Raw genomic sequence first — 20,148 nt, 5'->3', positions numbered from 1 at the left:
TTGATACTAGGCCCCGGCTCCGACAGTATTAGCCGCCCAGTTCCGACACAGCTTTCCGCACGGCTGCGCTCAGCTCGAAATTCCGGCAGCCGATGCCGCCGGGCTCAGCCTGCTGCGGCACGTAGCCGAAGGCCAGTCCGTACACCGGATCCGCGTAGCCGAGGGCACCGCCGGCGCCGTCGTGGCCGAAGGCCCGGTAGCTGCCGAACGGCATCCGGGCGTGCGATTTCATGAAAACGGTGGCGAAGCAGCCGGCATCGCCGAAGACGCGGTCCATCCCGAACACCTGCTCGGCCGAGACAGCCCGGATGGTCTCCTCGCTGAGAAGAGGCGCGACGGCGGGTCCGGTTCCGGAACCCGGCGCGCCGCCGTCGGGCATCAGTCCGGTGAGGGCGGCAGCGTAGACGCGGGCCATGCCTTCCGCGCTGGCGACACCGGCAACCGAGCTGAGCCCGGCCGCCCGGACTTCGCGGATGTTGGGCAGGTCAAGGACCTCGGCGGTCCCGGCGTTGGCGGCAAGGCCGAAGTGGCTGGCGGGGTCGGTCCAGGGCCGGATGGGATCAGCCATCCAGCGCAGGGTGGCGTAGCGCGGCTCCTCGGCCTCGGGCAGACCCAGATAGAAATCCGCCCCGGCCACGGAACGGATCCGCTGTTCGAAGATCTCCTGCAGGGTGCTCCCGGTGATGCGGCGGCAGAGTTCCTCCATGAAGACGCCGATGGTCAGGGCGTGATAGCCGAAGGCCGTTCCCGGCTTCCAGAGCGGAGGCAGGGCGGCGAGCCGGGCCGCGGCCAGTTCCGAGTGGTTGCATTCGTCGAAGGAGAGTCCGCCTTCGACGCCCAGGAGCCCGGCCTGGTGCGAGAGGAGCTGCACGACGGTGATGCCGGACTTCCCTTGGGCGCCGAACTCCGGCCAGTACTTGACCACCTCGGCGTCGAGATCCAGCACGCCGTCCTGCACCAGCAAGGCGATGACCAGGCCGGCCATGCCCTTGGAGCAGGAGAACACGCCGGTGACGGAATCGGGACGGATATGCGGCCCGCCGCTCAGGTCCAGGACCTTGACGCCGCGGTGGTAGGCGGCCAGCTGCGCCGAATACTCCGGATCTTCGGCAAGGTAGCGGCCGAAGAGTTCGGCAACGGCTTCAAAACCGGGGGCAATGTGTCCAGAAGCGGCGGTCCGTGCATCCATGGGAAAACAGCTTAGCGGGCAGCCATCGCGGCGTCCCACACCCACGGTTCCCTCGGCAGCGCGGCTGGGTCGAACACGGCGAGCGCCTCCTTCAGGTCACCGGGCAGCCCGAGGGACGCCAGGATCAGCTCCCGCACCTTTTCGGCCGAAAGCCCGACGGCGGCGAGGTCCGCGAGCGTCACGGCACCGTCCCGCTTGGCCAGTCGGGCGCCGTCGTGGTTAACCACCAGGGGAACGTGCGCGTACTGCGGCACCTGGAGTCCCAGCAGCGAGGCGAGGTACGCCTGCCGGGGCGCGGAGGAGAGGAGGTCGTCACCGCGGACCACCTGGTCGATGCCCTGTTCGGCGTCGTCCACCACCACGGCCAGGTTGTAGGCGGTGACGCCGTCGTTGCGGCGTAGCACGAAATCGTCCACGGTGCCGAGGTAGCGGCCGTGCAGTTCGTCCTCGACGGTCCATTCGCTGACGCTGGCGCGCAGCCGGATGGCGGCGGGGCGGTTGGCCCGGCGGAGGTCCCGCTCCGCCGCCGTCAGCCGGCGGCAGGTTCCGGGGTAGGCGCCCTGGGGTGCGTGTGGGGCGGACGGCGCGTCCTGGATTTCGCGGCGGGTACAGAAGCATTCGTAGGTGAGGCCGGCTTGCTCGAGGCGCCGGATGGCCTCCGTGTAGAGCGGACCGCGGTCCGTCTGGCGCACCACTGCGCCGTCCCAGTCGACGCCGACCGCGGACAGGTCCCGCAGCTGCACTTCTTCGGCACCGGCCCTGGCCCGGTCCAGGTCCTCGACCCGGAGCAGGAAACGGCGGCCGGTGGAGCGGGCGAACAGCCATGCCAGGAGCGCCGTGCGGAGGTTGCCGACGTGCAGTTCACCTGAGGGGCTGGGAGCGAAGCGGCCGGCTGCTGTCATGGGTCCAGCGTAATCGGCGGCACCGACGGAATTGCGCGACGGCGCCCCGCGGATTCGACGGTTCCCGGGACAGCACAAGAGCCCCTCAGCTACCGGCAGGATCGGTGGCTCAGGGGCTCCTGGCGGCCGGCAGGGCCGGCTGTGTAGGACTGACGTTGGTGTGAACAAGAGTCAATCAGCGGCGGCGTCCTTGCGGGACGGTTGTGCGGTTTCCGGGAGGTGTGCCGGGGATTCCGTTGCCGGGTGGGACGCGGCGGTGGCCGTCTCCCTTTGCTGCCACTATTCGAGCAGAGACACTACAGTTGGTGCAACGGATCAAATCCAAACTGGTCAATCTGATCAATCTGGCAGCAGGCGATAGACAGGCGGTGGTCACTTTGCAGGAACTGGACGCAACGGACAGGCGGATCCTCGCCGCGCTCGACGACGATCCCCGCCTCCCGGTCATGGTGCTTGCCCAGCGCCTGGGCCTGGCCCGGGGCACCGTGCAGTCGCGCCTGGAGCGGATGTCGGAATCCGGCGCCCTGCGTCCCAACAGCAGCCGGGTTGTGCCCGCCGCACTGGGCCGCGGGGTGGCCGCGGCGGTGAGCGCCGAACTGGACCAGCACCGGCTGAACGAGGCCATCGCGGCGCTGCGGGACATCCCCGAAGTCCTGGAATGCCACGCCCCCGCCGGCGACACCGACCTCATCATCCGCGTGGTCGCCACGAGCCCGGATGACCTCTACCGGGTTTCCGAGGAGATTCGGCTCTGCCCGGGTATCGTCCGAACGTCCACCAGCATGTTCCTGCGCGAAGTGATCCCGTACCGCACCACAGGGCTGCTGCGGAGCTGAGCGGCACCCCCGGGTGACGCACCGCGCCAAAGGCGCAGGCCGCCGTCGGCGGTGTCCCCGGAAACGGTGCCCCCCCCCGAAGCACCGTCCACAGGGGGCCAGCTCTCCCCATCGCCGCCCGCCGGCAGGGCACGTAGGATCGGCAATGCCGGAACGGCTGGCGCAGCACAGACATTTGCTCGGGGGAATCATGTCCGGAACTTTTTACGGCGCAGACGTCGCACAGCTGCGCCAGCTCGCCAAGACCATGGCCGGCGGGGCGCACAAGCTCACTGCGCTGGGCCAGCAGCTGAGCAGCACGCTGTCCGGCACCGGCTGGCGCGGGACTGACGGCGAGCGGTTCCGCAGCGACTGGAGCTCCGCCCACCTGCCGGCCCTCAAGAAGGCGGCGGGGCAGATGGAGGCAGCGAGCAAGACCCTGCTGAAGAACGCCGACGAACAGGACAAGGCAAGCATCACTGGCGGCGGGATCGGCGGCACCGGCGGACCGCGCGGGCAAAATGCCGATGGCCATGAACTCACGGACAGGCTCGAGCACATGACGCCGGCCGAGCGGAAGGCCTACCTGGCGAGCGACGAGTTCAAGCGATGGGCACTCGAGCACCCGGAAGCTGCCAAGGCCGCCACGGACGCGGCCGCCGACTCCGGCTTGATCACCAAGAACTCCAAGGAGTACGCCGATTTCCTGAGCGACTACTGGAACCAACAGGCCATGCGGGAGATGGGCATCGACCCGGCCGACTGGGACACCTCCAAGGGCACCGAATACAACTGGGAAACCATCAAGAAGGTCTATGACTTCTACGGCAAGGCCTACCTGGAAAATCCGGACCTGCAGTGGGCGGGCATGGCCAACATGATCGGACCGTCCTTTGCCGGCGGGTTCAAGGACATGGCATTGATGCGGGATCTCGCGCAACAGATCACCAACAATCCGGTGTCCGACATTCCGCTGCCGGTCATGGACCAGCTTGAGCAGCTGGCCGGGATGACGGACCAGGAGATCAAGTTCTACGAAACCTCCATGCTGGACATGAACAAGGAGATCTTCCTTGACCAGGCCCGCCAGCACGAGGCGTACATGAACGGCGGCATCGAGGAGATCAACCGGCTGCGGGATTCGGGCGCAATCGACGCGGGTACCGCCCAAGCCTGGGCGGCCATTGATTCCGGCGACCCCGCCGGGATCCAGAAGGGCAACACGGCGCTGTTGTACCGCGAGCAGAACGAGATCATCGCCGACGACTACGTCAACATGAAGAACCACCCAGGCGGCGAGGCGGTCACCTACATGGTCACCCTGGCGGGCGAACCCTCCATCCCGGGCGCGAAGAGCTTCCCGGAGGTGTTCCCCTACACCTACAGCGTGGAAAGCCCCGGCCCGGAGAAGTTGCCGGTCACCGGCTGGGACAACCCGCTCCAGTTCCGTACCGACTTCACCACAGGCTTCCCGGACGGGAACATCGCCGACGCCGACTCCCGCTGGGCGCTCATCAGCCAGGACACGCTGCCGGCGTACCAGAACCTGCTCGCCACGGACCCGGACCGCGCCCGGGATAACATCGCCTCCGATTTCAACGGCCGCGTTGAGGAGCACCGCCCCCTCAACAACATTCCGGACATCACGGGGCGCTTCCTTTCGGGCTTCGATGTGGAGGTGCACCAGTGAGGCCGCCCCTGCAGAAGGCAGCGCGGGCTGCGGCCGTTTCTTTGACCGCCGCGGCGTGCCTCGCCCTCGCCGCCTGCCAACTCCCCGGATCCGCAACACCTGCCCAGACGCCACAAACCTCGCAAGGGAGCACCGTGAACACCTCCGACTTTTCCACCCTGGATACCGCCGGCGTCGAAAAGATCCGCACCGAACTCCGCGCCCGGCTGGACCTAAGCAGCGGCAAGCTGCTGAAGTCCGCTGTCGGCGTCACGGACACCAGCTACGGACCGGAAATCAACACGCGGGACGAAGGCAAGATCAACCTCACCATCGTGGGACCCGCCGGGCAGATCAGTGGGGAAACGGACCGGATCCGCTTCAACACCACCAATATCCAGCCTGACTTCAGCGAGATCACCTACTTCCTCACCGCAAACTCCAGGGAGGGGTTCTTTGCGTTGATCCGCGACGGCGTCGAGAAGTACGGGATCGACTCCGACTCCGCCGAGGGCTGGATCAGCTCGGCTACTGACGATCCGCAGATGAAGAGCGATTTTTCCATCACCAGCGGCACCAGCACGGGACTGGACGTAAACTACGACCTGCGCTACGACGGGAGCAAGGACGTGCAGGTCATCATCGTGCACGTCAGGCCGGTGGAATAGCCAGGCATGCTGACGCAGCAAAGAGCAGTGGATTCCCGGCATGGGCAACAAGACCGGGACTGTGTTTTCCGCCGAAATCCATTCCAACCACACCACCGGCCGGATGACATTCATCTACTCCGTGGAGCTCGCCCCGGAGTACTACACCCCTGAGGCCGAATCCAACATCGCGTCGACGGGCAAGCCCTAAGCCGCCCAGGCAGGGGCATCGCTAAACCGGCGGGCCGGCGTTGCTCTTAAGGTTCTTCATCACCAGCGTCGAGGTCAGGCGTTCGACGGCGGGCAGCACCGTGAGCTGTTCGTCGTAGAAGCGCTGGTACGCCGGGAGGTCCGCGGCGATCACGCGGAGCAGGTAGTCCGGCGAGCCGAACAGCCGCTGGGCTTCGACGATGTTGGGCAGCGCCGCCACGCGTTCCTCGAAATCGGACATGATGCTGCGCTCCACCTTGGCCAAAGTGACGAAAACGATCGCCTCGAAGCCCAGGCCGATCGCGGCCGGATCGATGTCCGCCCGGTAGCCACGGATGACGCCGGAGGTCTCCAGTTCCCGTAGCCTGCGGTGGCACGGCGCCACGGTCAAACCCACCTTGGATGCCAGTGCCGTGGCAGTCATCCGGCCATCCTCTTTAAGGTGGCGCAAAATAGTTCTGTCGATTCCGTCAATCACGCAAATATCTTACCGACCCAGCGCTCGGATGGGATAAAAACGCGAACACTTATGGGCCGTTTTTCTCTAGGGTTTTCCTACCGGATCACCCCGGTGGAACAACCCAGGAGTACCCATGAATCCCCAGCTCTTCCTTGCCTTCACGATCGTTGCGGTCACCCTGGCCTGCACCCCCGGCGTGGACTGGGCATACTCGATTTCGGCCGGGCTGCGGCAGCGTAGTTTCATCCCCGCGGTGGCCGGACTGTGCAGCGGCTACGTGGTGCACACGGCATTGATGGCGCTCGGCCTGGCGGCATTGCTGGCAGGCGTCCCGGGGCTCCTCGGCTGGCTGACGGTGGCCGGCGCGGCCTACCTTTTGTGGCTGGGCTTCAGCACCCTCCGGTCCTGGCGCGGTGCGCGCTTCAGCGCGGATGACGCCGTCGGGCAGTCCCACAACCAGTTCCGCAGCTTCCTGCTGGGCATGGGCACCAGCGGAATCAACCCGAAAGGCCTGCTGTTCTTCCTGGCCCTCGTGCCGCAGTTCGTCAGCCCGGAGGCCTCGCTGCCGGTTCCCGTGCAATCGGGCGTGCTGGGCCTGACCTTCGTGCTGCTGGTGGCCATGATCTACACGGGTGTCGCGCTGGCGTCCCGCAAGCTGCTGCACTCGCGGCCCGCGGCTGCCCGGGTGGTGACGCTGGTGAGCGGCATCGTAATGGTGGGGCTCGGCGTCGTGCTGCTGGCCGAGCAGGTCATCCCGCTCGTGGCCCGGACCGCCTGAGGCGTCGCGCCCCAGAGACGAAAGGGCTACACCCGCTGGGCGGCCAGGAGTTCGTCCAGCCGTTCGTAGCCTTCGATCACCCCGGAGTTCATGCCGCTGCCGATGGCCATGTCCCGCGCCTCGACCGTGGGGTAGACATCGTGGATGGACACCCGTGAACGCCCGCTGCCGAGGTCCTCGAACCTGGTGGTACCGATGCCCACCTCGCCGGGAGCGCCCGAGAATTCGAAGGTCATGATGAGGAGCTTGCCTGGCTCGACCGTGTGGAACACCCCGCTGAAGCTGAACTCGTAGCCCTCGCTGCTGGCGCCGTCGAAGCTCCAGCGGCCGCCCACCCTGGTGTCGTACTGGATGTTCCCCACGGAGTCGCGCCGCGGGCCCAGCCACTGGACCATCAGCTCGGGTTCGACGTGGGCGCGGTAGACGGCGTCCACGGGGGCGTCGAATTCCCGGACCGTTTCGACGAACGGAACGCCGGGTTCGGCCGTGATGTTGGTTGGATTGCTCATTGTTCCCCGCTCCTTGGAGTCTGCGCGGATTCCGGGGCCCGCGCGGAGGCCTGGTTTTCCAGCAGGGCGTCCAGCCTCCGGTAACGCCCTTCCGCTTGGAGCCGGTACTGATCGATCCACGCCGTGAGCCGCTCCAGGGCTGCCGCATCCAGATGGACGGGGCGCCGCTGGGCGTCGCGTGAACGGGTGACCAGGCCGGCCTGTTCCAGGACCTGGATGTGCTTGGACACGGCCTGCTTGGTGATGGCGAACGGTTCGGCGAGCTCGTTGACCGTGGCGTCGCCCCGCGACAGCCGGGCCACGATGTTCCGCCGGACCGGATCCGCGAGCGCCATGAAAGCCCTATCAAGCAGGGCCGCGTCGAGCGGGTCCTGGTGTGGCACTTCCTATCCTTTTACTCAACCATCTAGTTGATCAACTAACTAGTTGACTAAAAGGATAGGTCCGCTTGCCTGCGTGCACAAGGGTTCCGTCAATCCCCGCCAAGGTCCTTCCAGTCCTGCTCCCAGAGCCGGCGCATCTCGGCATCCTTGCGGATCAAGCCGCCTTCCAGCGCGCCGCTCCTGCCGGCGCCGCCGGGCAGGCCGTCACGCCGCGAGCCGGGCCGCAAAGCGCGCCGGCCGGCGTCGAACGCCAGCAACGCGCGGTCGGTGAGGGCGTCGTTGCGCAGCGCGAGGCTGGTCTTCCGCCGCCGCAGCACCTCGGACAACGCCGCCTGCGCGGCCCCGAACTCGCGCAGTGCCCGCAGGGACCTTGCCCGGAGGAGCAGCAGGGCGGCGGAAAGGTCGTCCGCGTTCTCCAGGCCGTCGGTCCAGCCGACGACGTCGAGGTGCCGGCCGAGTGCCGATGCCGCCGTGCAGCGGGCCAGGGCAGCCGGGAGCGACGGCGGCAGGCCGGAAAGCGCGTCCAGCGCGGCGTCCATCCGGCCCGCTTCCCGCAGGCAGTGCGAAAGGGCAAGGAACACCGACTCCTCGCTGAACAGCACCTGCACCTCGACGCGCTCGGCAACCTCAATGGTGCTGACCACCCGGCCAAGGTACGCGGCGGAGAACTGGCTGGCGGCGTCGTCGATCCTTGTGGAAATCCCCAGGCGCAGCAGCTCCGCGGCACGCAGGTAGCTGCCGTGCTTGTAGGCGAGCAGGCCGGCCAGGACCTGGCAGAGGCCGGCCCATCCGGGGTGGGCCCGGGCCAGGAGCAGGAGCCGGTCGGGCTCGGTGCCGGTGAAGATCGCCGCGTGCATGGCCTTCGCGGTGCGGCCGGCGAAGCGCCTGAGCGGAGGTACTTCCCCGGCTACGGACAGGCGGTCCGCATTGCGCCTGCGCAGCACCCCGGCCACGGCCCCGCCCACGCCGTCAGCGACGCCCCGCACTTGGGTTCGGACCCGGGCACGGCGGAAAGGGGTGAGGTCCCGGGTGTCCCGGTATCCGGGAACGGGGTGGCCCGAAATCATTCCTCCATGCTATCCACGGCAGCCCGGTACGCCAGTCCGGGCCCCACAGCGGCCCCCGCCAACCCTCCCCTCTATTTCCGGGGTTATCGGGAGTAAACTATGGACGTCGGCAGGGTTCCGACAGCTCCTTGCCGCAAAACGGCCGGCCATCTGGCCGGCCGGTACAAAATGTGGTTGGGAGGAGTTATGACCACCGCTTCACACCCGGCACAACACCACCATGTGATGGGACTCTCGCTGCACAACACGGCGCTGGGTTTGGGCTGGGTATTCCTGGTCGTTGGTGTCTTGGGGTTCATCCCCGGCATCACGAGCAACTACGGCGCCATGACCTTTGCTGGGCATGACTCGGGCGCCATGCTTCTTGGAATTTTCCAAGTGTCAATTCTGCACAACATCGTCCATATGCTCTTCGGCGCGGTCGGCCTGTACATGGCCAGGACCATGAGGATGGCACGCGGGTTCCTGATTGGCGGCGGCGCCGTCTACTTGGTCCTGTGGATCTACGGACTGGTGATCGGTGCGGATTCGGGAGCCAACTTTGTGCCATTCAACACCGCCGACAACTGGCTGCACCTGGTGCTCGGTGTCGTGATGGTTGCTGTGGGCCTGTGGCTTGGCCGTGATGCCAGAGAGGAGATGAAGGGCCGCGCCATGTAGCGCGCCTTCCCTTTCGGAAATACCACAACTGAAACTACGACGGCGGCCGTTCCCTTCGGGGAGCGGCCGCCGCTTTGCTCGTGGGTCCCTCCCTACCAGGCCACCAAACAGAACGGATGGCCCGCAGGGTCGAGGTAGACGCGGAAGGTCTTGTCTTGATGCTCCTTCTTGGCGCCCAGGCCCAGCACCTTCTCCTCGGCTTCGTCCAGATTGCCGACCCGCACGTCCACGTGCATCTGCTGCGGGTGCTCGGCGGAGGGCCATTGCGGCGGCGTCAATTTGTCGACCCGCTGGAAGGCCACCGCAGGGCGGTCGGCGGCGTCGCCGATGGTGATCCAGTCGGCGTCGCCCTCCACCCGCTGCATCCCCAGAAGTTCCTGATAGAAGCGCGCCATCGGCTCGATGTCTTCACAGTCGATTACCAGTGCATGGAATTTTCCAATCATGCGCCCGACTATGCCCCACCGGATGCGGGGGCAGCCATGGGTATGCGGACAGCTGCGGTCCGCATAGGTCCGGGAACGACTAGCTGAGCGCAGCCACCCACACGCCGATCGCCCAGGTGCTGGCCGCGAGGCAAGCCAGGCCGAACTCCGCCAGGATGCCCAGGCCGGTGGCTTTCAGGGCGGCAAGGCTGGAGGTGACCGCAGCCCTGAACTGGCGCGTGCGCAGGAATTCGCTGAGCAGGAGCCCGATGGCGAAACCCACAAAGAGCCCCACCACGGGGATCACGAACATGCCCACAACGGCCAGGACAATACCGGCCAACACCGAGCGGTTGGGAATGCCGTGCTGTTTGAGCTTCCGGCCCGTGAGGATGGCGCTGGAGGCCATGCCCACGGCCACAAGGGTCAGGCCGATACCGAACACCACCCAGCCCGTGGCTCCGGCGCCGCCCCAGAGCGCCCAGGCCAGCAGGCTCGCACCGATCAGGACGCTTCCGGGCAGCACCGGGATGATCGTGCCGGCCACGCCGATGGCGATGGCCAGGCCGCAGAAGATCGTCACGATGGTTTCAGCGGTCATGCAATGAGTCTAGGGTCGCCGGCAGCCGTTCAATCCTTGCAACGGGAACAAGAAACGACGGCGGCGCTCCCCAGCACGGGAGCGCCGCCGTCGTGGCTCTTGTGGGGCCTCCGCCGCCGAGGGTCCCCTGGTTGAGCGGAGCGAAGCGAGGGAGGCGGTGGGGACCCTACTCGGCAGCCGCCGCGACCGCAGTCGTAACAGCCGGGGCCACGCGGGCATCCAGCGGGCTCGGCACGATGTAGTCGGCGGACAGCTCTTCTTCGGCGAGTTCGGCGATGGCGCGGGCCGCGGCCAGCTTCATGGCCGACGTGATGCGGCGGGCGCCGGCGTCGAGGGCACCGCGGAAGATGCCCGGGAATGCCAGCACGTTGTTGATCTGGTTCGGGAAGTCGCTCCGGCCGGTGGCAACGACCGCGGCGTATTTGGCGGCGACCTCCGGCAGGACCTCGGGGTCCGGGTTGGACAGGGCGAAAACGATGGAGTTTTCGGCCATGAGCTTGAGGTGCTCTTCGTCCAGCTTGGAGGAGGAAACGCCAACGAACACATCGGCGCCCTGCAGGGCCTCGCCCGGTCCGCCGCTGATGCCGCGCGGGTTGGTCCGCTGCGCCATCTGGGCCTTCTTGCTGGCGGGATCCGCGGCGATGTCGGCACGGCCGGCGTTGATGGCACCCTTCGAGTCGAGCAGGATGACGTCCTCGACACCGGCAGTCAGCAGGATTTCGGCGACGGCGATGCCCGCGGCACCCGCGCCGGAGACAACTACCTTCAGGCCGCTGAGTTCACGCTTGGTCACCTTGGCGGCGTTCGTCAGGGCCGCAAGGACGACGACGGCGGTGCCGTGCTGGTCGTCATGCATCACCGGGCAGTCGAGTGCCTCGATGAGGCGTTCTTCGAGTTCGAAGCAGCGCGGAGCCGCGATGTCCTCGAGGTTCACGGCACCGAAACTCGGGCGGAGCCGGACCAGGGTCTCGATGATCTCCTCCACATCCGTGGTGTTGAGGACAAGTGGAATGGAGTCGAGGTCGCCGAAGGACTTGAACAAGGCCGACTTGCCCTCCATGACCGGAAGGGACGCGCTGGGGCCGATGTTGCCCAGGCCCAGGACCGCGGTGCCGTCGCTGACGACCACGACGAGGCGCTCGGCCCAGGTGTGGGTGCGGGCGAGTTCCGGGTTGGCGTGGATGGCGCGGCTGACCTGGGCGACACCCGGGGTGTAGGCGATGGACAGATCGCGCTTGTCGTTCAGCGGGACTGTGCTGGACACGGAGAGCTTGCCGCCCTCGTGGGCCGTGAAAATCTCCTCGTCGCTCAGGACGAGTGCTGCTTCATTGCCGGTGCCGATGGTTTCAGTGGACACGTCGTTGTTCTCCTCAGGCTAGCCGTCGACGCGCTGGGCGCGGATCCGGCACGAATATGGGCTTCGAGGAGCGTTGGTTTCGGGCCAATGGTGGCTGGCCCGGGCTGCACATCTCCTGCAGGGTGGGCCGCTGGCCGCGTCGGTTCTGCAATGGTAGGCAACCGCAGGGGTGCCGAATGCCGGAAACAGCGTCCGGAGCACTGATAAAACGTTTACCCGGCAAGTCATGTGAGCCACATCACGCAAAAAGGCGGATATTTTGCCCTGCCGGTCTAGACCAGTTACTTCGTTTTCGCGCTTTCACCGAGCAAAGCGCAGGCGTTCTTGAGGTCCTTTTCGGCGTCAAACAATGAAAGCCGGCGGCAGCGGACCAACTGGACCAGACCACTGACCGTATGCAGCAGGATCCGGGCCCGCCCGGCGTCGTTGGTCACTGACACCACCAAGGACTCGGCCAGTGAGTCGATCTCGCGCAGCAGTTCCGGGATGTCCCCGTCCCAGCTGTCCGACCTGCGGGTCAGGCAGTGTTCGACGGCGGGCTGCATCACCCGCAGGTGGAAGATCTCCATGAGCAGGCCGGTCAGCGCATGGCGGCTGCCGCGCTGTGGCTGGCTGCCCCGAGTTTCGCGTCCGAGCCGTGCTGCTGCCTTCGCCTGGCCGGTGCCGAGTTCGCGCAACTGCTGCCGGTAGACGGCGAGCATCAAGTGCGCGGGCGACGGGAAGTAGCGGTACAGGGTGCCCAGCGGGACGTGCGCCCGCAATGCGACGTCGGAGAGGCTGACGGTATCGAACTGCCGCTGCGTGAATCCGGCGGCGGCCTTCAGGATTCGGGCATAGCGGAGCTGCTGCCTTGGCGTGGTGGGGGCGGCGGCCATATGCGGCAGTCCCGCTGCAAGGTCCAGCGAATACGGTTCCAGGTAGTTTTCTTCGGGCATGTCCGGTGATCTGTGCTCTGCGCCGGGCGGCATCCTACGTGACCTCACGATGTTACGGCAGGAAGGTGGGAGTTGTCTGGGAGAGGCCCGGAAGGCTTATGTCACGCTCTTGATCTTCACCACGAACACCGCGCCCAGCACGCCGACCACCGCCGCGGCCACATAAAGGGACACGTATCCGCCCCAGTAGGTGACGAAGGGGAAGGCGATCAGCGGTGCGATCACCTGCGGCAGGGAGTTCGCCACATTGATCACACCAAGGTCCCGGCCGCGGTCCAGCGCAGTGGGCAGGACCTGGGTGATGAGGGCAAAGTCCACCGCCAGGTACGCGCCGAAGCCGACGCCGAGCACCACGGCACCGGTGATCGCTCCGGCCCAGGTGGGGGCGAAGCCAAGGATCAGGCTGGCCACGGCGATCACCACCGAGGACGCGATCACCAGCGGCTTCCGCTTGCCCATCCGGTCGCTCAGGGCGCCGCCGATCACGCTCGTGACGATCACCATCACCGCGTACAGGCCAGTGAGGATCAGAACGCCGAACTCCGGCGCGATGCCCTGCGTCCGGTCCAGGTGCACGGCATCCTTGAGGAAGAACAACAGGTACAGGGTGACCATGTGGTTGCCGATATTGACCAGCAGCCGGGTCAGCCAGGCCCACGCGAAATCCGGATACTTCACCGGCGACACCCAGAAGCCCTTGAAGAAGGCGGCCAGGCTGAAGGGCGGGCGGGCGGCGGGAGCCAGCGGGGCGTCGTCGCTCCTGAACAGATAGAGCACGACGCCGGCGATCAGCGCCGCTGCGCACACCAGGTAACCGGCGGCAAAGTTCCCCGCAACCACCGAAGCGATCACCGCCCCGAGCAGGATGCCCACCGTCTGGCCCATCGCGGCGAGGCCGCCGACCGTGCCGCGCTGCGGCACCGGAACACGGTCCGGGATGGCCGCGGTGACCGCGGCGTAGGCGCCGTTGCAACCGGCCTGGACAAAGCACCAGAGGATGGTCATGACCGCCACGTTCGGCGCACCGGCCAGGCCCACCAGCGCGGCAGCGCCCAGGATCGCGCCGAACAGGACCCAGGGCACGCGGCGCCCGTAGCGTGAAGCCGTGCGGTCGCTGAAGGCGCCGAACAGCGGGTTCGCCACGAGGGAGACCGCGGCGCCGCAACCGGTGACCAGGGCCAGGATGGCTTCCTTCTGGCCCTCATCGAAATGGATGGCCTGCTGGCCGAGCAGCACTTGGATCGGCCCGAAGAAGGCGGCATTGATGCCCAGGTTGACCAGCACGACTCCGGTGATCCAGAGCGCCCGGACACGGTCCACCGGCTCGGCGAGCGCCGTCGTCGTGCTTCCCGCGGAAGCGGCCGGATCCGGTACCGGACGCTCGGGCAGCGAACCGGGCAATCCGGTCAGATCGCTCGGACTCATGGTGGCTCCCCCTGGCATGTGACGTGTTGATTCAGCCTACCGCCGGGCCCGGCCGATGGGGTTAGTGTTGCAGGATCAGAGCAAGGAGAGTCAACGATGAACGAAATCCTGAGCACCGCGGATCTGTACGACGAGCGCGGTGACGAGCTCTCATCCATCGCGCTGCAGTTCCAGGATCTCGGCGGCCGCAGCAGCTTCAGTGGACCCGTCCGCACGGTGAAGTGCTACGAGGACAACGCGCTGGTGAAGACCGTACTCGGCACGCCCGGCGACGGGGCGGTGCTGGTGGTGGACGGCAACGGTTCGCTGCGGACGGCTCTCATGGGGGACATGATCGCCGAAAGCGCCGTGGCGAACGGTTGGGCCGGCGTCGTCATCAACGGCGCCATTCGGGACCGGCTCGCCCTGGCGAAGCTGCCGTTCGGCGTCAAGGCGCTGGGCAGCAACCCGAAGAAGAGCACCAAGACCGGCCGCGGTGAGGTGGATGTGCCCGTGGTGATCGACGGCGTGCACATCGAGCCCGGGAACACGATCTACTGCGACCCGGACGGGATCCTCGTGGAGCCCTGAGCCTTCTCCCTGAGCCTGGAGCCGTAAGCCTTCACGGAATCCATCCGGCTATGCGGGGAATAGACCGTCAATTAGGATAGTTACTGAAAGCAACTATCAATTGCGCCTTCCCCTTACTGCGCCTTCCTGGAGGACCGATGTCCAAATCCACCCCTGTCCGGGTACCCGGCGAAGTCCTGACCCACCGCCAGACCTTGACCGTCATGGTGGGCCTCATGCTCGGCATGTTCCTGTCCTCCCTGGACCAGACCATCGTGTCGACGTCGATCTACACCATCGCGAACGACCTTGACGGCCTCTCCTTGCAGGCCTGGGCCACCACGGCCTACCTCATCACCTCGACGGTGAGCACCCCGCTGTACGGCAAGCTCAGCGACATCTTCGGCCGCCGCCCGCTCTACCTGGCCGCCATCCTGATCTTCCTGGCCGGCTCCCTGTACGCCGGTTCCGTGCACTCCATGACCGAACTGGCCATCGCCCGCGGCATCCAGGGCATGGGAGCCGGCGGCCTGCTGGCACTGGCCCTGACCATCATCGGCGACATCGTGGCACTCAAGGACCGCGCCAAGTACCAGGGCTACTTCATGTCCGTGTTCGGTGTTTCCTCCGTGCTCGGCCCGGTGATCGGCGGCGCGTTCGCCGGTACGTCCAACATCCTGGGCTTCGACGGCTGGCGCTGGGTCTTCTTCATCAACCTTCCCATCGGCCTGGCCGCCCTGGCCGTGGTCTTCCTCTACCTTCACCTGCCGCCGCGGCACGTGAAGCAGAAGATCGACTACTGGGGCGCAGCAGCCATCACCCTGGCGATCGTGCCGCTGCTGCTCGTGGCCGAACAGGGCCGCAGCTGGGGCTGGAACTCGGCCGCTTCCTGGCTCTGCTACGGCCTGGGCGTGGCGGGCATCGCCCTGTTCCTGCTGGCCGAGCGGCGCGCCGGGGACTACGCACTGATCCCCCTGCGCCTGTTCCGCAACGCCACGTTCGGCCTGTCCTCGCTGCTGAACTTCATCATCGGCATCGGCATGTTCGGCGCCATCGCGATGCTGCCGATGTACCTGCAGCTGGTCAAGGGCCTCACCCCCACCCAGGCCGGGCTCATGATGATCACCTTCACGGTGGGCATCCTCACCGGTTCCATCACCGCCGGACGCACCATCTCGTCGTCGGGCACGTACCGGATCTTCCCGATCCTCGGCACGGCTATCCTGACGTCCGCCGCCGTCGTCATGGGCTTGTCGCTGGGTGTGGACACCGGCCTCTGGGTACCGGGGCTGATCGCGGTGTTCTTCGGCATGGGGTTGGGCTTCTGCATGCAGCCGCTCACGCTGGCCATGCAGGTGTCCGTGCCGGCGAAGGACATGGGCGTGGGAACGTCGACGGCGGCGTTCTTCCGTTCCATGGGCGGCGCGGTGGGCACGGCCGTGTTCATCTCGATGCTGTTCAGCCAGGCCGCGGACAAAATCGCCGACGGGATGAAGACCGCCACCGGCAGCGCCGACTACCTCAAGGTGCTCAAGGACCCGGCAGTTGCCGCCGATCCGGCCAACGCCAAGCTGTACGACTTCTTCAAGAACGGGGCGTCCAACGACTCGCTCAACGACACCAGCTGGCTGCATTCGGCCAACCCGGTCCTGACGCGTCCCATCACCGAGGGCTTCGCCCAGGCGATCGACGTCGTCATGCTCACCGCCGCCGGGCTGACGCTGCTGGCCTTCCTGGTCAGCTTCGCGCTGCCCAACAAGAAACTGAGCGATCCGAAAGCCGCGGCCAAGGAAGCGGCGCCGGCGCACTAGCGGCGGCCACCACTGGCGGCGGCGGGCCCAGCCAGTACCGGGCTCAGTCAGTACCGGGCCCAGTCGGTTCGAGGATGTTGCCTGCCACCCTCACCAGTTCCTCGCCGAAGATGTGGGCCTTCGCTTCGTCCAGGCGGTAGCTGGGCACGACGATGCTGAGGGCTGCCACGGTCCGGCCACCGATCACGATGGGCGCGGCAACTGCCGTGACGTCGTCTTCCACGCCGCTGCGCACTATGGCGTAGCCGCGGCCGTCCTGCCCGCCGGTCAGGATCTTTCCGGCGGCGGATCCTTCCAGCGGGATGCTCCTGCCGACCCAGCTGGCGTGCCGGACGGAGCGGGTACCTTCAACGATTGCAATGTAAATTCCGGTCTCCCCAGGACCGGGAATGCTCAAATAGCAGGACTCTCCCGTTTCGGCCACAAGTTGCTTCATGTGCGGAGTACAGAGGGACACGAGGGATTCCTGTCCCAGGGCGAGGGCGCCCAGCTGGATGACACGGGCTCCCGGGCGGAAGTTCCCGCCCGGGTCCCGCGTCACAAAGCCGCTGCCTTCCAGGGTGCGGAGAAGGCGTAGCGCGGTGCTGGCAGACAAGTCAACGACACGTGCGGCGTCGCTCAGGCTGATGGACCCGTCGGTGCAGACCGCACCGAGAAGGGCCAGCGCCCTTTCCACTGTCCGGGTCGAGGAATCTGCCGCCACTGCACAACCTGCTTTCAAGAGGTCTGGATCATAACGTCTTGCCACCAAGTAAAAATGACTTTTCACGGCATGGCGAGAATTTTCTGAAGATTTCCCTGGATTTCGAGCCTGGGTCACCCGGCGGGCCGCGGCGCCGCGCATGCTTCAAGCCCGTTAACTGTTGCGTCTTTTCCACCCAAACCCTTGCCATCTATTGGCAACTGCTTTTTACTTGGTGGCATTGTTAGCATCGGAGGAACACGTGGAAACCGTCAATCAGCTCCTTGACTCGATCAAGGACGTGGGCCGCGACGCGGTGCGCGGAGGCTACTCACGGGCGGTCTACTCGACGCCCGAACTCGACCTCAGGCAGTGGTTCATCGATCAGGCCCAGCAGCGCGGCCTTGCCGTCGAGACCGACCGCAACGGGATCATCTGGGCCTGGTGGGGAAAGCCGCAGGACGGCGCCCTGGTCACCGGAAGCCACCTCGATTCAGTCCCGGGCGGCGGCGCATTCGACGGTCCCCTCGGCGTCGCGTCGGCACTTGCCGCCGTCGACTTCCTCAAAGCACGGGGAGTCCAGCCGCCGCGCTCGCTCGCCATCACGGTCTTCCCGGAAGAAGAAGGATCCCGCTTTGGTGTGGCATGCCTGGGGTCGCGGCTCCTGACCGGCGCCATCGGCGTCGACAAGGCGCTGAACCTGCGCGACGCCGGCGGCGACACGTTCGCCGACGTCGCACGCGCCAACGGGCTCGATCCCCGGCACGTGGGCCCGGACCCGGAGGCCCTTGCGCGGATCGGCGACTTCGTTGAGTTGCACGTGGAACAGGGCAAGGGACTGGGGCAGGGCGGTCCGGCCATCGCCGTCGGAAGCTCGATCCTGGGACACGGCCGCTGGAAGTTGAGCGTGCACGGCCAAGGCAACCACGCCGGCACCACGCTGATGGCCGACCGCGCCGATCCGATGGTGGCGGCTGCGCAGATCATCCTGGCCGTCCGCGAGGCCGCGGCGAAGCAGGCGGATGCCCGGGCAACCGTCGGGCGCCTCACGCCCGTTCCGGGCGGCACCAACGTGATCGCCTCGCGCGTCGACCTGTGGCTGGACGCCCGTCACCCCGACGACGCCGTGACCGCGCAACTCATCGAAGCGATCTACCGCTCGGCCAAGGAAGTCGCTGCGGGCGAAGGATGCACAGTCACCCTCACGGAGGAGTCGTACAGCGACACCGTGCATCTCGATGCATCGCTGAGCCGGCGCATCGGCGCGCTCCTGCCGGGGGCTCCCGTGCTGGCGACCGGCGCCGGGCACGACGCGGGCGTCCTGGCCGCACATGTCCCCTCGGCAATGGTTTTTGTGCGGAATCCCAGCGGAATCTCCCATTCGCCGGAAGAGTACGTGGCCGACGAGGACGCCGCTACCGGCGCGGTTGCCCTCGCCGATGTCCTGGAGGGGCTCCTGTGAGCGCGTTCTGGTGCGAGGCGGCGCTTGTTACCGCCGACGGCGGCACGGGAGTTCCGGAGGTCGCCGGCGGCGTACGGGTGGAAACACAGGACGGCCGGATTCGCGCGATCACCACCGGAACCCGGCCCCAGGCCGGAGACATGGAACTGCACGGCATAGCCTTCCCCGCGGCGGCCAATGCCCACTCCCACGCATTCCACCGGGTCCTGCGTGGCCGCACGCATGACGGGCGGGGGGACTTCTGGGTGTGGCGGGAACAGATGTACCGGAGCGCCTCGGAACTTACACCCGAAAAGTACGAGAAGCTGGCCACCGCCGTCTTCGCCGAAATGGTGGTCTCCGGCTTCAGCAGTGTGGCCGAGTTCCACTACGTCCACCACCGGCAGGATGGCGCACCCTATGCCGAACCCCATGCCATGGAGCTGGCCCTGGCCCGGGCGGCAATGTCGGCCGGGATCCGCCTCACCCTGCTGGACACGCTGTACCTGGCCGGCGGCATCGGCACCCCGCTCAGTCCGGAACAGACGAGGTTCGGGGACGCGGACGTCCAGGCCTGGCTGGACCGCCTCTCCTCGCTTCGGACCCGGATCGCGCAGGACTTCCCGCCGGATCTTGTCAGCGTCGGGGCCGCACTGCACTCGATCCGCGCCGTACCCGAAGAGGACCTCAAGGCAGTGGCCCGGCAGCTGCCCGCTGACATTCCCCTTCACATCCACTTGAGCGAACAGCCCGCAGAGAACGAAGCCTGCCTCGAGGCATACGGCACCACGCCGGCCGGGCTCCTTGACCGCCACGGCCTGCTGTCCCGGCGACTGTCCGCCGTCCACGCCACGCACCTGACCCAGGAAGACATCGCGCTGCTCGGAAATGCCGGGTCAACCGTGGTGATGTGCCCCAGCACCGAAGCCGACCTGGCAGACGGAATCGGCCCCGCCCGGGAGCTTTCCGACGCGGGTGCGGCGATTGCGCTCGGCACGGACCAGCACGCGGTGATCGATCCCTGGACTGAAATGCGCGCCCTGGAGCACGGGGAACGCCTGGGCAGCGGGCAGCGCGGCAGGTTCTCGCCGCGGGAGCTGCTGCGGGCAGCAACGGAGGGGGCTGCCCGCTCCATGGCGACCCCGATCGCCCCATCGGCACTCCATGTCGGCGCAGTCTGCGACTTTATGGTCATCGATCCCGCTTCAACCCGCACCGCCGGATCCCGTCCGCTGCAGCTGGCGTTCAGCGCGACGGCGGGCGACGTTACGGAGGTCGTTGTCGCCGGGGAACTTATTGCGTCCCGCGGCGTGCACGGCCGCCTCGGCGAACCGGGCCGCCTGCTGACGGAGGCACTGAAGGAGTTCTCGTAACCGCTCACCCGCGCTGTGGCGTGCCCCGCACGGGGACGCCACAGGAAGGCGGGGGGCGCTGCCGGCGGCCCGCCGTCGTCGTCCTTTTGCGTTCAATAAGTTGACTCAAAAAGCCGCTTGACGCCGCGGTCCGGACGGCGGGGAGGCCTCGGGGAAATCCCGAAGGCCTCCCTGCCGGGACACGGCTGAGGCGTTGCGTTAACAATATGAATGCATGTCATGTGCATCACCTCGACTGGAACTTCCCGGATGTGGCGTGC

The 20,148-nt window shown here is 66.9% G+C and carries 22 protein-coding genes; 10 read left to right on the top strand and 12 right to left on the bottom strand.

Translation table 11 applies throughout. The features are described from left to right. Nucleotides 1-28: 28 nt before the first annotated feature. Together ACNQPB_RS05700 and gluQRS are read right to left on the bottom strand one after the other, a co-directional pair. Complete coding sequence (locus tag ACNQPB_RS05700; RefSeq protein ID WP_498749827.1) at nt 29-1,189, bottom strand: serine hydrolase domain-containing protein; 1,161 nt, start codon at nt 1,187-1,189, stop codon at nt 29-31. Nucleotides 1,190-1,200: 11 nt separating this feature from the next. Beyond that, the gene (gene gluQRS, locus ACNQPB_RS05695; RefSeq protein ID WP_498749825.1) at nt 1,201-2,091 is read right to left on the bottom strand and encodes a tRNA glutamyl-Q(34) synthetase GluQRS; all 891 of its coding nucleotides are present in this window, start codon (nt 2,089-2,091) and stop codon (nt 1,201-1,203) included. 377 nt (nt 2,092-2,468) lie between these two features. Between gluQRS and ACNQPB_RS05690 the strand changes: the two genes are divergently transcribed. From ACNQPB_RS05690 to ACNQPB_RS05675, 4 genes are all read left to right on the top strand, one after another. Continuing rightward, nucleotides 2,469-2,927: an Lrp/AsnC family transcriptional regulator gene (locus tag ACNQPB_RS05690; RefSeq protein ID WP_498749961.1), complete on the top strand. Its 459-nt coding sequence runs from the start codon at nt 2,469-2,471 to the stop codon at nt 2,925-2,927. Between the two features lie 190 nt (nt 2,928-3,117). Continuing rightward, on the top strand, nt 3,118-4,596 hold the full coding sequence (locus ACNQPB_RS05685) for a WXG100 family type VII secretion target (protein WP_498749823.1): 1,479 nt from the start codon (nt 3,118-3,120) through the stop codon (nt 4,594-4,596). 134 nt (nt 4,597-4,730) lie between these two features. Next, entirely contained in the window at nt 4,731-5,243 is a 513-nt protein-coding gene (locus tag ACNQPB_RS05680) for a hypothetical protein (protein WP_498749822.1), read from the top strand. 40 nt (nt 5,244-5,283) lie between these two features. After that, on the top strand, nt 5,284-5,433 hold the full coding sequence (locus ACNQPB_RS05675) for a hypothetical protein (protein WP_498749820.1): 150 nt from the start codon (nt 5,284-5,286) through the stop codon (nt 5,431-5,433). A 21-nt stretch (nt 5,434-5,454) separates the two neighbouring features. Here the strand turns inward: ACNQPB_RS05675 and ACNQPB_RS05670 are convergent, their stop codons facing one another. Further along, nucleotides 5,455-5,910, bottom strand: a complete 456-nt coding sequence (locus ACNQPB_RS05670) for an Lrp/AsnC family transcriptional regulator (protein ID WP_426300607.1) — start codon at nt 5,908-5,910, stop codon at nt 5,455-5,457. Between the two features lie 115 nt (nt 5,911-6,025). On the opposite strand from ACNQPB_RS05670, the gene ACNQPB_RS05665 reads away from it, so the two are divergent. Then, the gene (locus ACNQPB_RS05665) at nt 6,026-6,670 is read left to right on the top strand and encodes a LysE family translocator (protein ID WP_498749819.1); all 645 of its coding nucleotides are present in this window, start codon (nt 6,026-6,028) and stop codon (nt 6,668-6,670) included. Nucleotides 6,671-6,696: 26 nt separating this feature from the next. Here ACNQPB_RS05665 and ACNQPB_RS05660 read toward each other — a convergent pair whose 3' ends face one another. The 3 genes from ACNQPB_RS05660 to ACNQPB_RS05650 form a co-directional block, all read right to left on the bottom strand. Beyond that, nucleotides 6,697-7,179, bottom strand: a complete 483-nt coding sequence (locus ACNQPB_RS05660) for an SRPBCC family protein (protein WP_498749817.1) — start codon at nt 7,177-7,179, stop codon at nt 6,697-6,699. Next, nucleotides 7,176-7,514, bottom strand: coding sequence for an ArsR/SmtB family transcription factor (locus ACNQPB_RS05655; protein ID WP_498749959.1), 339 nt, complete (start codon nt 7,512-7,514; stop codon nt 7,176-7,178). The genes ACNQPB_RS05660 and ACNQPB_RS05655 overlap by 4 nt, the downstream gene beginning before the upstream one ends. A 137-nt stretch (nt 7,515-7,651) precedes the next feature. Further along, nucleotides 7,652-8,629, bottom strand: coding sequence for a hypothetical protein (locus ACNQPB_RS05650; RefSeq protein WP_498749815.1), 978 nt, complete (start codon nt 8,627-8,629; stop codon nt 7,652-7,654). 186 nt (nt 8,630-8,815) lie between these two features. Between ACNQPB_RS05650 and ACNQPB_RS05645 the strand changes: the two genes are divergently transcribed. Next, nucleotides 8,816-9,289 (top strand): DUF4383 domain-containing protein, encoded by a 474-nt coding sequence (locus tag ACNQPB_RS05645; RefSeq protein ID WP_498749813.1) that lies wholly within the window; start codon nt 8,816-8,818, stop codon nt 9,287-9,289. 92 nt (nt 9,290-9,381) lie between these two features. Here the strand turns inward: ACNQPB_RS05645 and ACNQPB_RS05640 are convergent, their stop codons facing one another. The 5 genes from ACNQPB_RS05640 to ACNQPB_RS05620 form a co-directional block, all read right to left on the bottom strand. After that, nucleotides 9,382-9,735, bottom strand: a complete 354-nt coding sequence (locus tag ACNQPB_RS05640) for a VOC family protein (RefSeq protein ID WP_498749812.1) — start codon at nt 9,733-9,735, stop codon at nt 9,382-9,384. Nucleotides 9,736-9,814: 79 nt separating this feature from the next. Next, complete coding sequence (locus ACNQPB_RS05635; protein WP_498749811.1) at nt 9,815-10,315, bottom strand: DUF456 domain-containing protein; 501 nt, start codon at nt 10,313-10,315, stop codon at nt 9,815-9,817. A gap of 166 nt (nt 10,316-10,481) precedes the next feature. Further along, the gene (locus ACNQPB_RS05630) at nt 10,482-11,672 is read right to left on the bottom strand and encodes an NAD(P)-dependent malic enzyme (RefSeq protein WP_498749809.1); all 1,191 of its coding nucleotides are present in this window, start codon (nt 11,670-11,672) and stop codon (nt 10,482-10,484) included. Nucleotides 11,673-11,953: 281 nt separating this feature from the next. Continuing rightward, the gene (locus tag ACNQPB_RS05625) at nt 11,954-12,607 is read right to left on the bottom strand and encodes a TetR/AcrR family transcriptional regulator (RefSeq protein ID WP_498749807.1); all 654 of its coding nucleotides are present in this window, start codon (nt 12,605-12,607) and stop codon (nt 11,954-11,956) included. Nucleotides 12,608-12,703: 96 nt separating this feature from the next. Next, nucleotides 12,704-14,032, bottom strand: a complete 1,329-nt coding sequence (locus ACNQPB_RS05620) for an MFS transporter (RefSeq protein ID WP_498749805.1) — start codon at nt 14,030-14,032, stop codon at nt 12,704-12,706. 96 nt (nt 14,033-14,128) lie between these two features. On the opposite strand from ACNQPB_RS05620, the gene rraA reads away from it, so the two are divergent. Both rraA and ACNQPB_RS05610 read left to right on the top strand, forming a co-directional pair. Beyond that, a complete protein-coding gene (rraA, locus tag ACNQPB_RS05615; RefSeq protein WP_498749804.1) occupies nt 14,129-14,602 on the top strand; it encodes a ribonuclease E activity regulator RraA in 474 nt (157 codons plus the stop codon). A gap of 137 nt (nt 14,603-14,739) precedes the next feature. Continuing rightward, nucleotides 14,740-16,392 (top strand): MDR family MFS transporter, encoded by a 1,653-nt coding sequence (locus tag ACNQPB_RS05610; RefSeq protein WP_498749802.1) that lies wholly within the window; start codon nt 14,740-14,742, stop codon nt 16,390-16,392. Between the two features lie 43 nt (nt 16,393-16,435). Here ACNQPB_RS05610 and ACNQPB_RS05605 read toward each other — a convergent pair whose 3' ends face one another. After that, entirely contained in the window at nt 16,436-17,095 is a 660-nt protein-coding gene (locus ACNQPB_RS05605; protein WP_498749800.1) for an IclR family transcriptional regulator, read from the bottom strand. Nucleotides 17,096-17,336: 241 nt separating this feature from the next. Between ACNQPB_RS05605 and ACNQPB_RS05600 the strand changes: the two genes are divergently transcribed. Next, entirely contained in the window at nt 17,337-18,536 is a 1,200-nt protein-coding gene (locus tag ACNQPB_RS05600) for an allantoate amidohydrolase (protein ID WP_498749798.1), read from the top strand. Further along, nucleotides 18,533-19,888: a formimidoylglutamate deiminase gene (locus tag ACNQPB_RS05595; RefSeq protein WP_498749797.1), complete on the top strand. Its 1,356-nt coding sequence runs from the start codon at nt 18,533-18,535 to the stop codon at nt 19,886-19,888. The genes ACNQPB_RS05600 and ACNQPB_RS05595 overlap by 4 nt, the downstream gene beginning before the upstream one ends. Nucleotides 19,889-20,148: the final 260 nt, after the last annotated feature.

The sequence above is a fragment of the Curtobacterium sp. LFS079 genome, assembly GCF_047977865.1.
GTDB lineage: Bacteria > Actinomycetota > Actinomycetes > Actinomycetales > Micrococcaceae > Arthrobacter.
The sequence above is the reverse complement of the archived record's forward strand: the minus strand, read 5'-3'. Positions and strand labels throughout refer to the sequence as shown.

What these genes read in the sequence shown, in the direction of transcription:
- ACNQPB_RS05700 (WP_498749827.1), bottom strand. Translation starts at nt 1,189, where the DNA reads ATGGATGCACGGACCGCCGCTTCTGGACACATTGCCCCCGGTTTTGAA.
- gluQRS (WP_498749825.1), bottom strand. Translation starts at nt 2,091, where the DNA reads ATGACAGCAGCCGGCCGCTTCGCTCCCAGCCCCTCAGGTGAACTGCAC.
- ACNQPB_RS05685 (WP_498749823.1), top strand. Translation starts at nt 3,118, where the DNA reads ATGTCCGGAACTTTTTACGGCGCAGACGTCGCACAGCTGCGCCAGCTC.
- ACNQPB_RS05675 (WP_498749820.1), top strand. Translation starts at nt 5,284, where the DNA reads ATGGGCAACAAGACCGGGACTGTGTTTTCCGCCGAAATCCATTCCAAC.
- ACNQPB_RS05665 (WP_498749819.1), top strand. Translation starts at nt 6,026, where the DNA reads ATGAATCCCCAGCTCTTCCTTGCCTTCACGATCGTTGCGGTCACCCTG.
- ACNQPB_RS05660 (WP_498749817.1), bottom strand. Translation starts at nt 7,179, where the DNA reads ATGAGCAATCCAACCAACATCACGGCCGAACCCGGCGTTCCGTTCGTC.
- ACNQPB_RS05655 (WP_498749959.1), bottom strand. Translation starts at nt 7,514, where the DNA reads ATGGCGCTCGCGGATCCGGTCCGGCGGAACATCGTGGCCCGGCTGTCG.
- ACNQPB_RS05650 (WP_498749815.1), bottom strand. Translation starts at nt 8,629, where the DNA reads ATGATTTCGGGCCACCCCGTTCCCGGATACCGGGACACCCGGGACCTC.
- ACNQPB_RS05645 (WP_498749813.1), top strand. Translation starts at nt 8,816, where the DNA reads ATGACCACCGCTTCACACCCGGCACAACACCACCATGTGATGGGACTC.
- ACNQPB_RS05640 (WP_498749812.1), bottom strand. Translation starts at nt 9,735, where the DNA reads ATGATTGGAAAATTCCATGCACTGGTAATCGACTGTGAAGACATCGAG.
- ACNQPB_RS05635 (WP_498749811.1), bottom strand. Translation starts at nt 10,315, where the DNA reads ATGACCGCTGAAACCATCGTGACGATCTTCTGCGGCCTGGCCATCGCC.
- ACNQPB_RS05625 (WP_498749807.1), bottom strand. Translation starts at nt 12,607, where the DNA reads ATGCCCGAAGAAAACTACCTGGAACCGTATTCGCTGGACCTTGCAGCG.
- ACNQPB_RS05620 (WP_498749805.1), bottom strand. Translation starts at nt 14,032, where the DNA reads ATGAGTCCGAGCGATCTGACCGGATTGCCCGGTTCGCTGCCCGAGCGT.
- rraA (WP_498749804.1), top strand. Translation starts at nt 14,129, where the DNA reads ATGAACGAAATCCTGAGCACCGCGGATCTGTACGACGAGCGCGGTGAC.
- ACNQPB_RS05610 (WP_498749802.1), top strand. Translation starts at nt 14,740, where the DNA reads ATGTCCAAATCCACCCCTGTCCGGGTACCCGGCGAAGTCCTGACCCAC.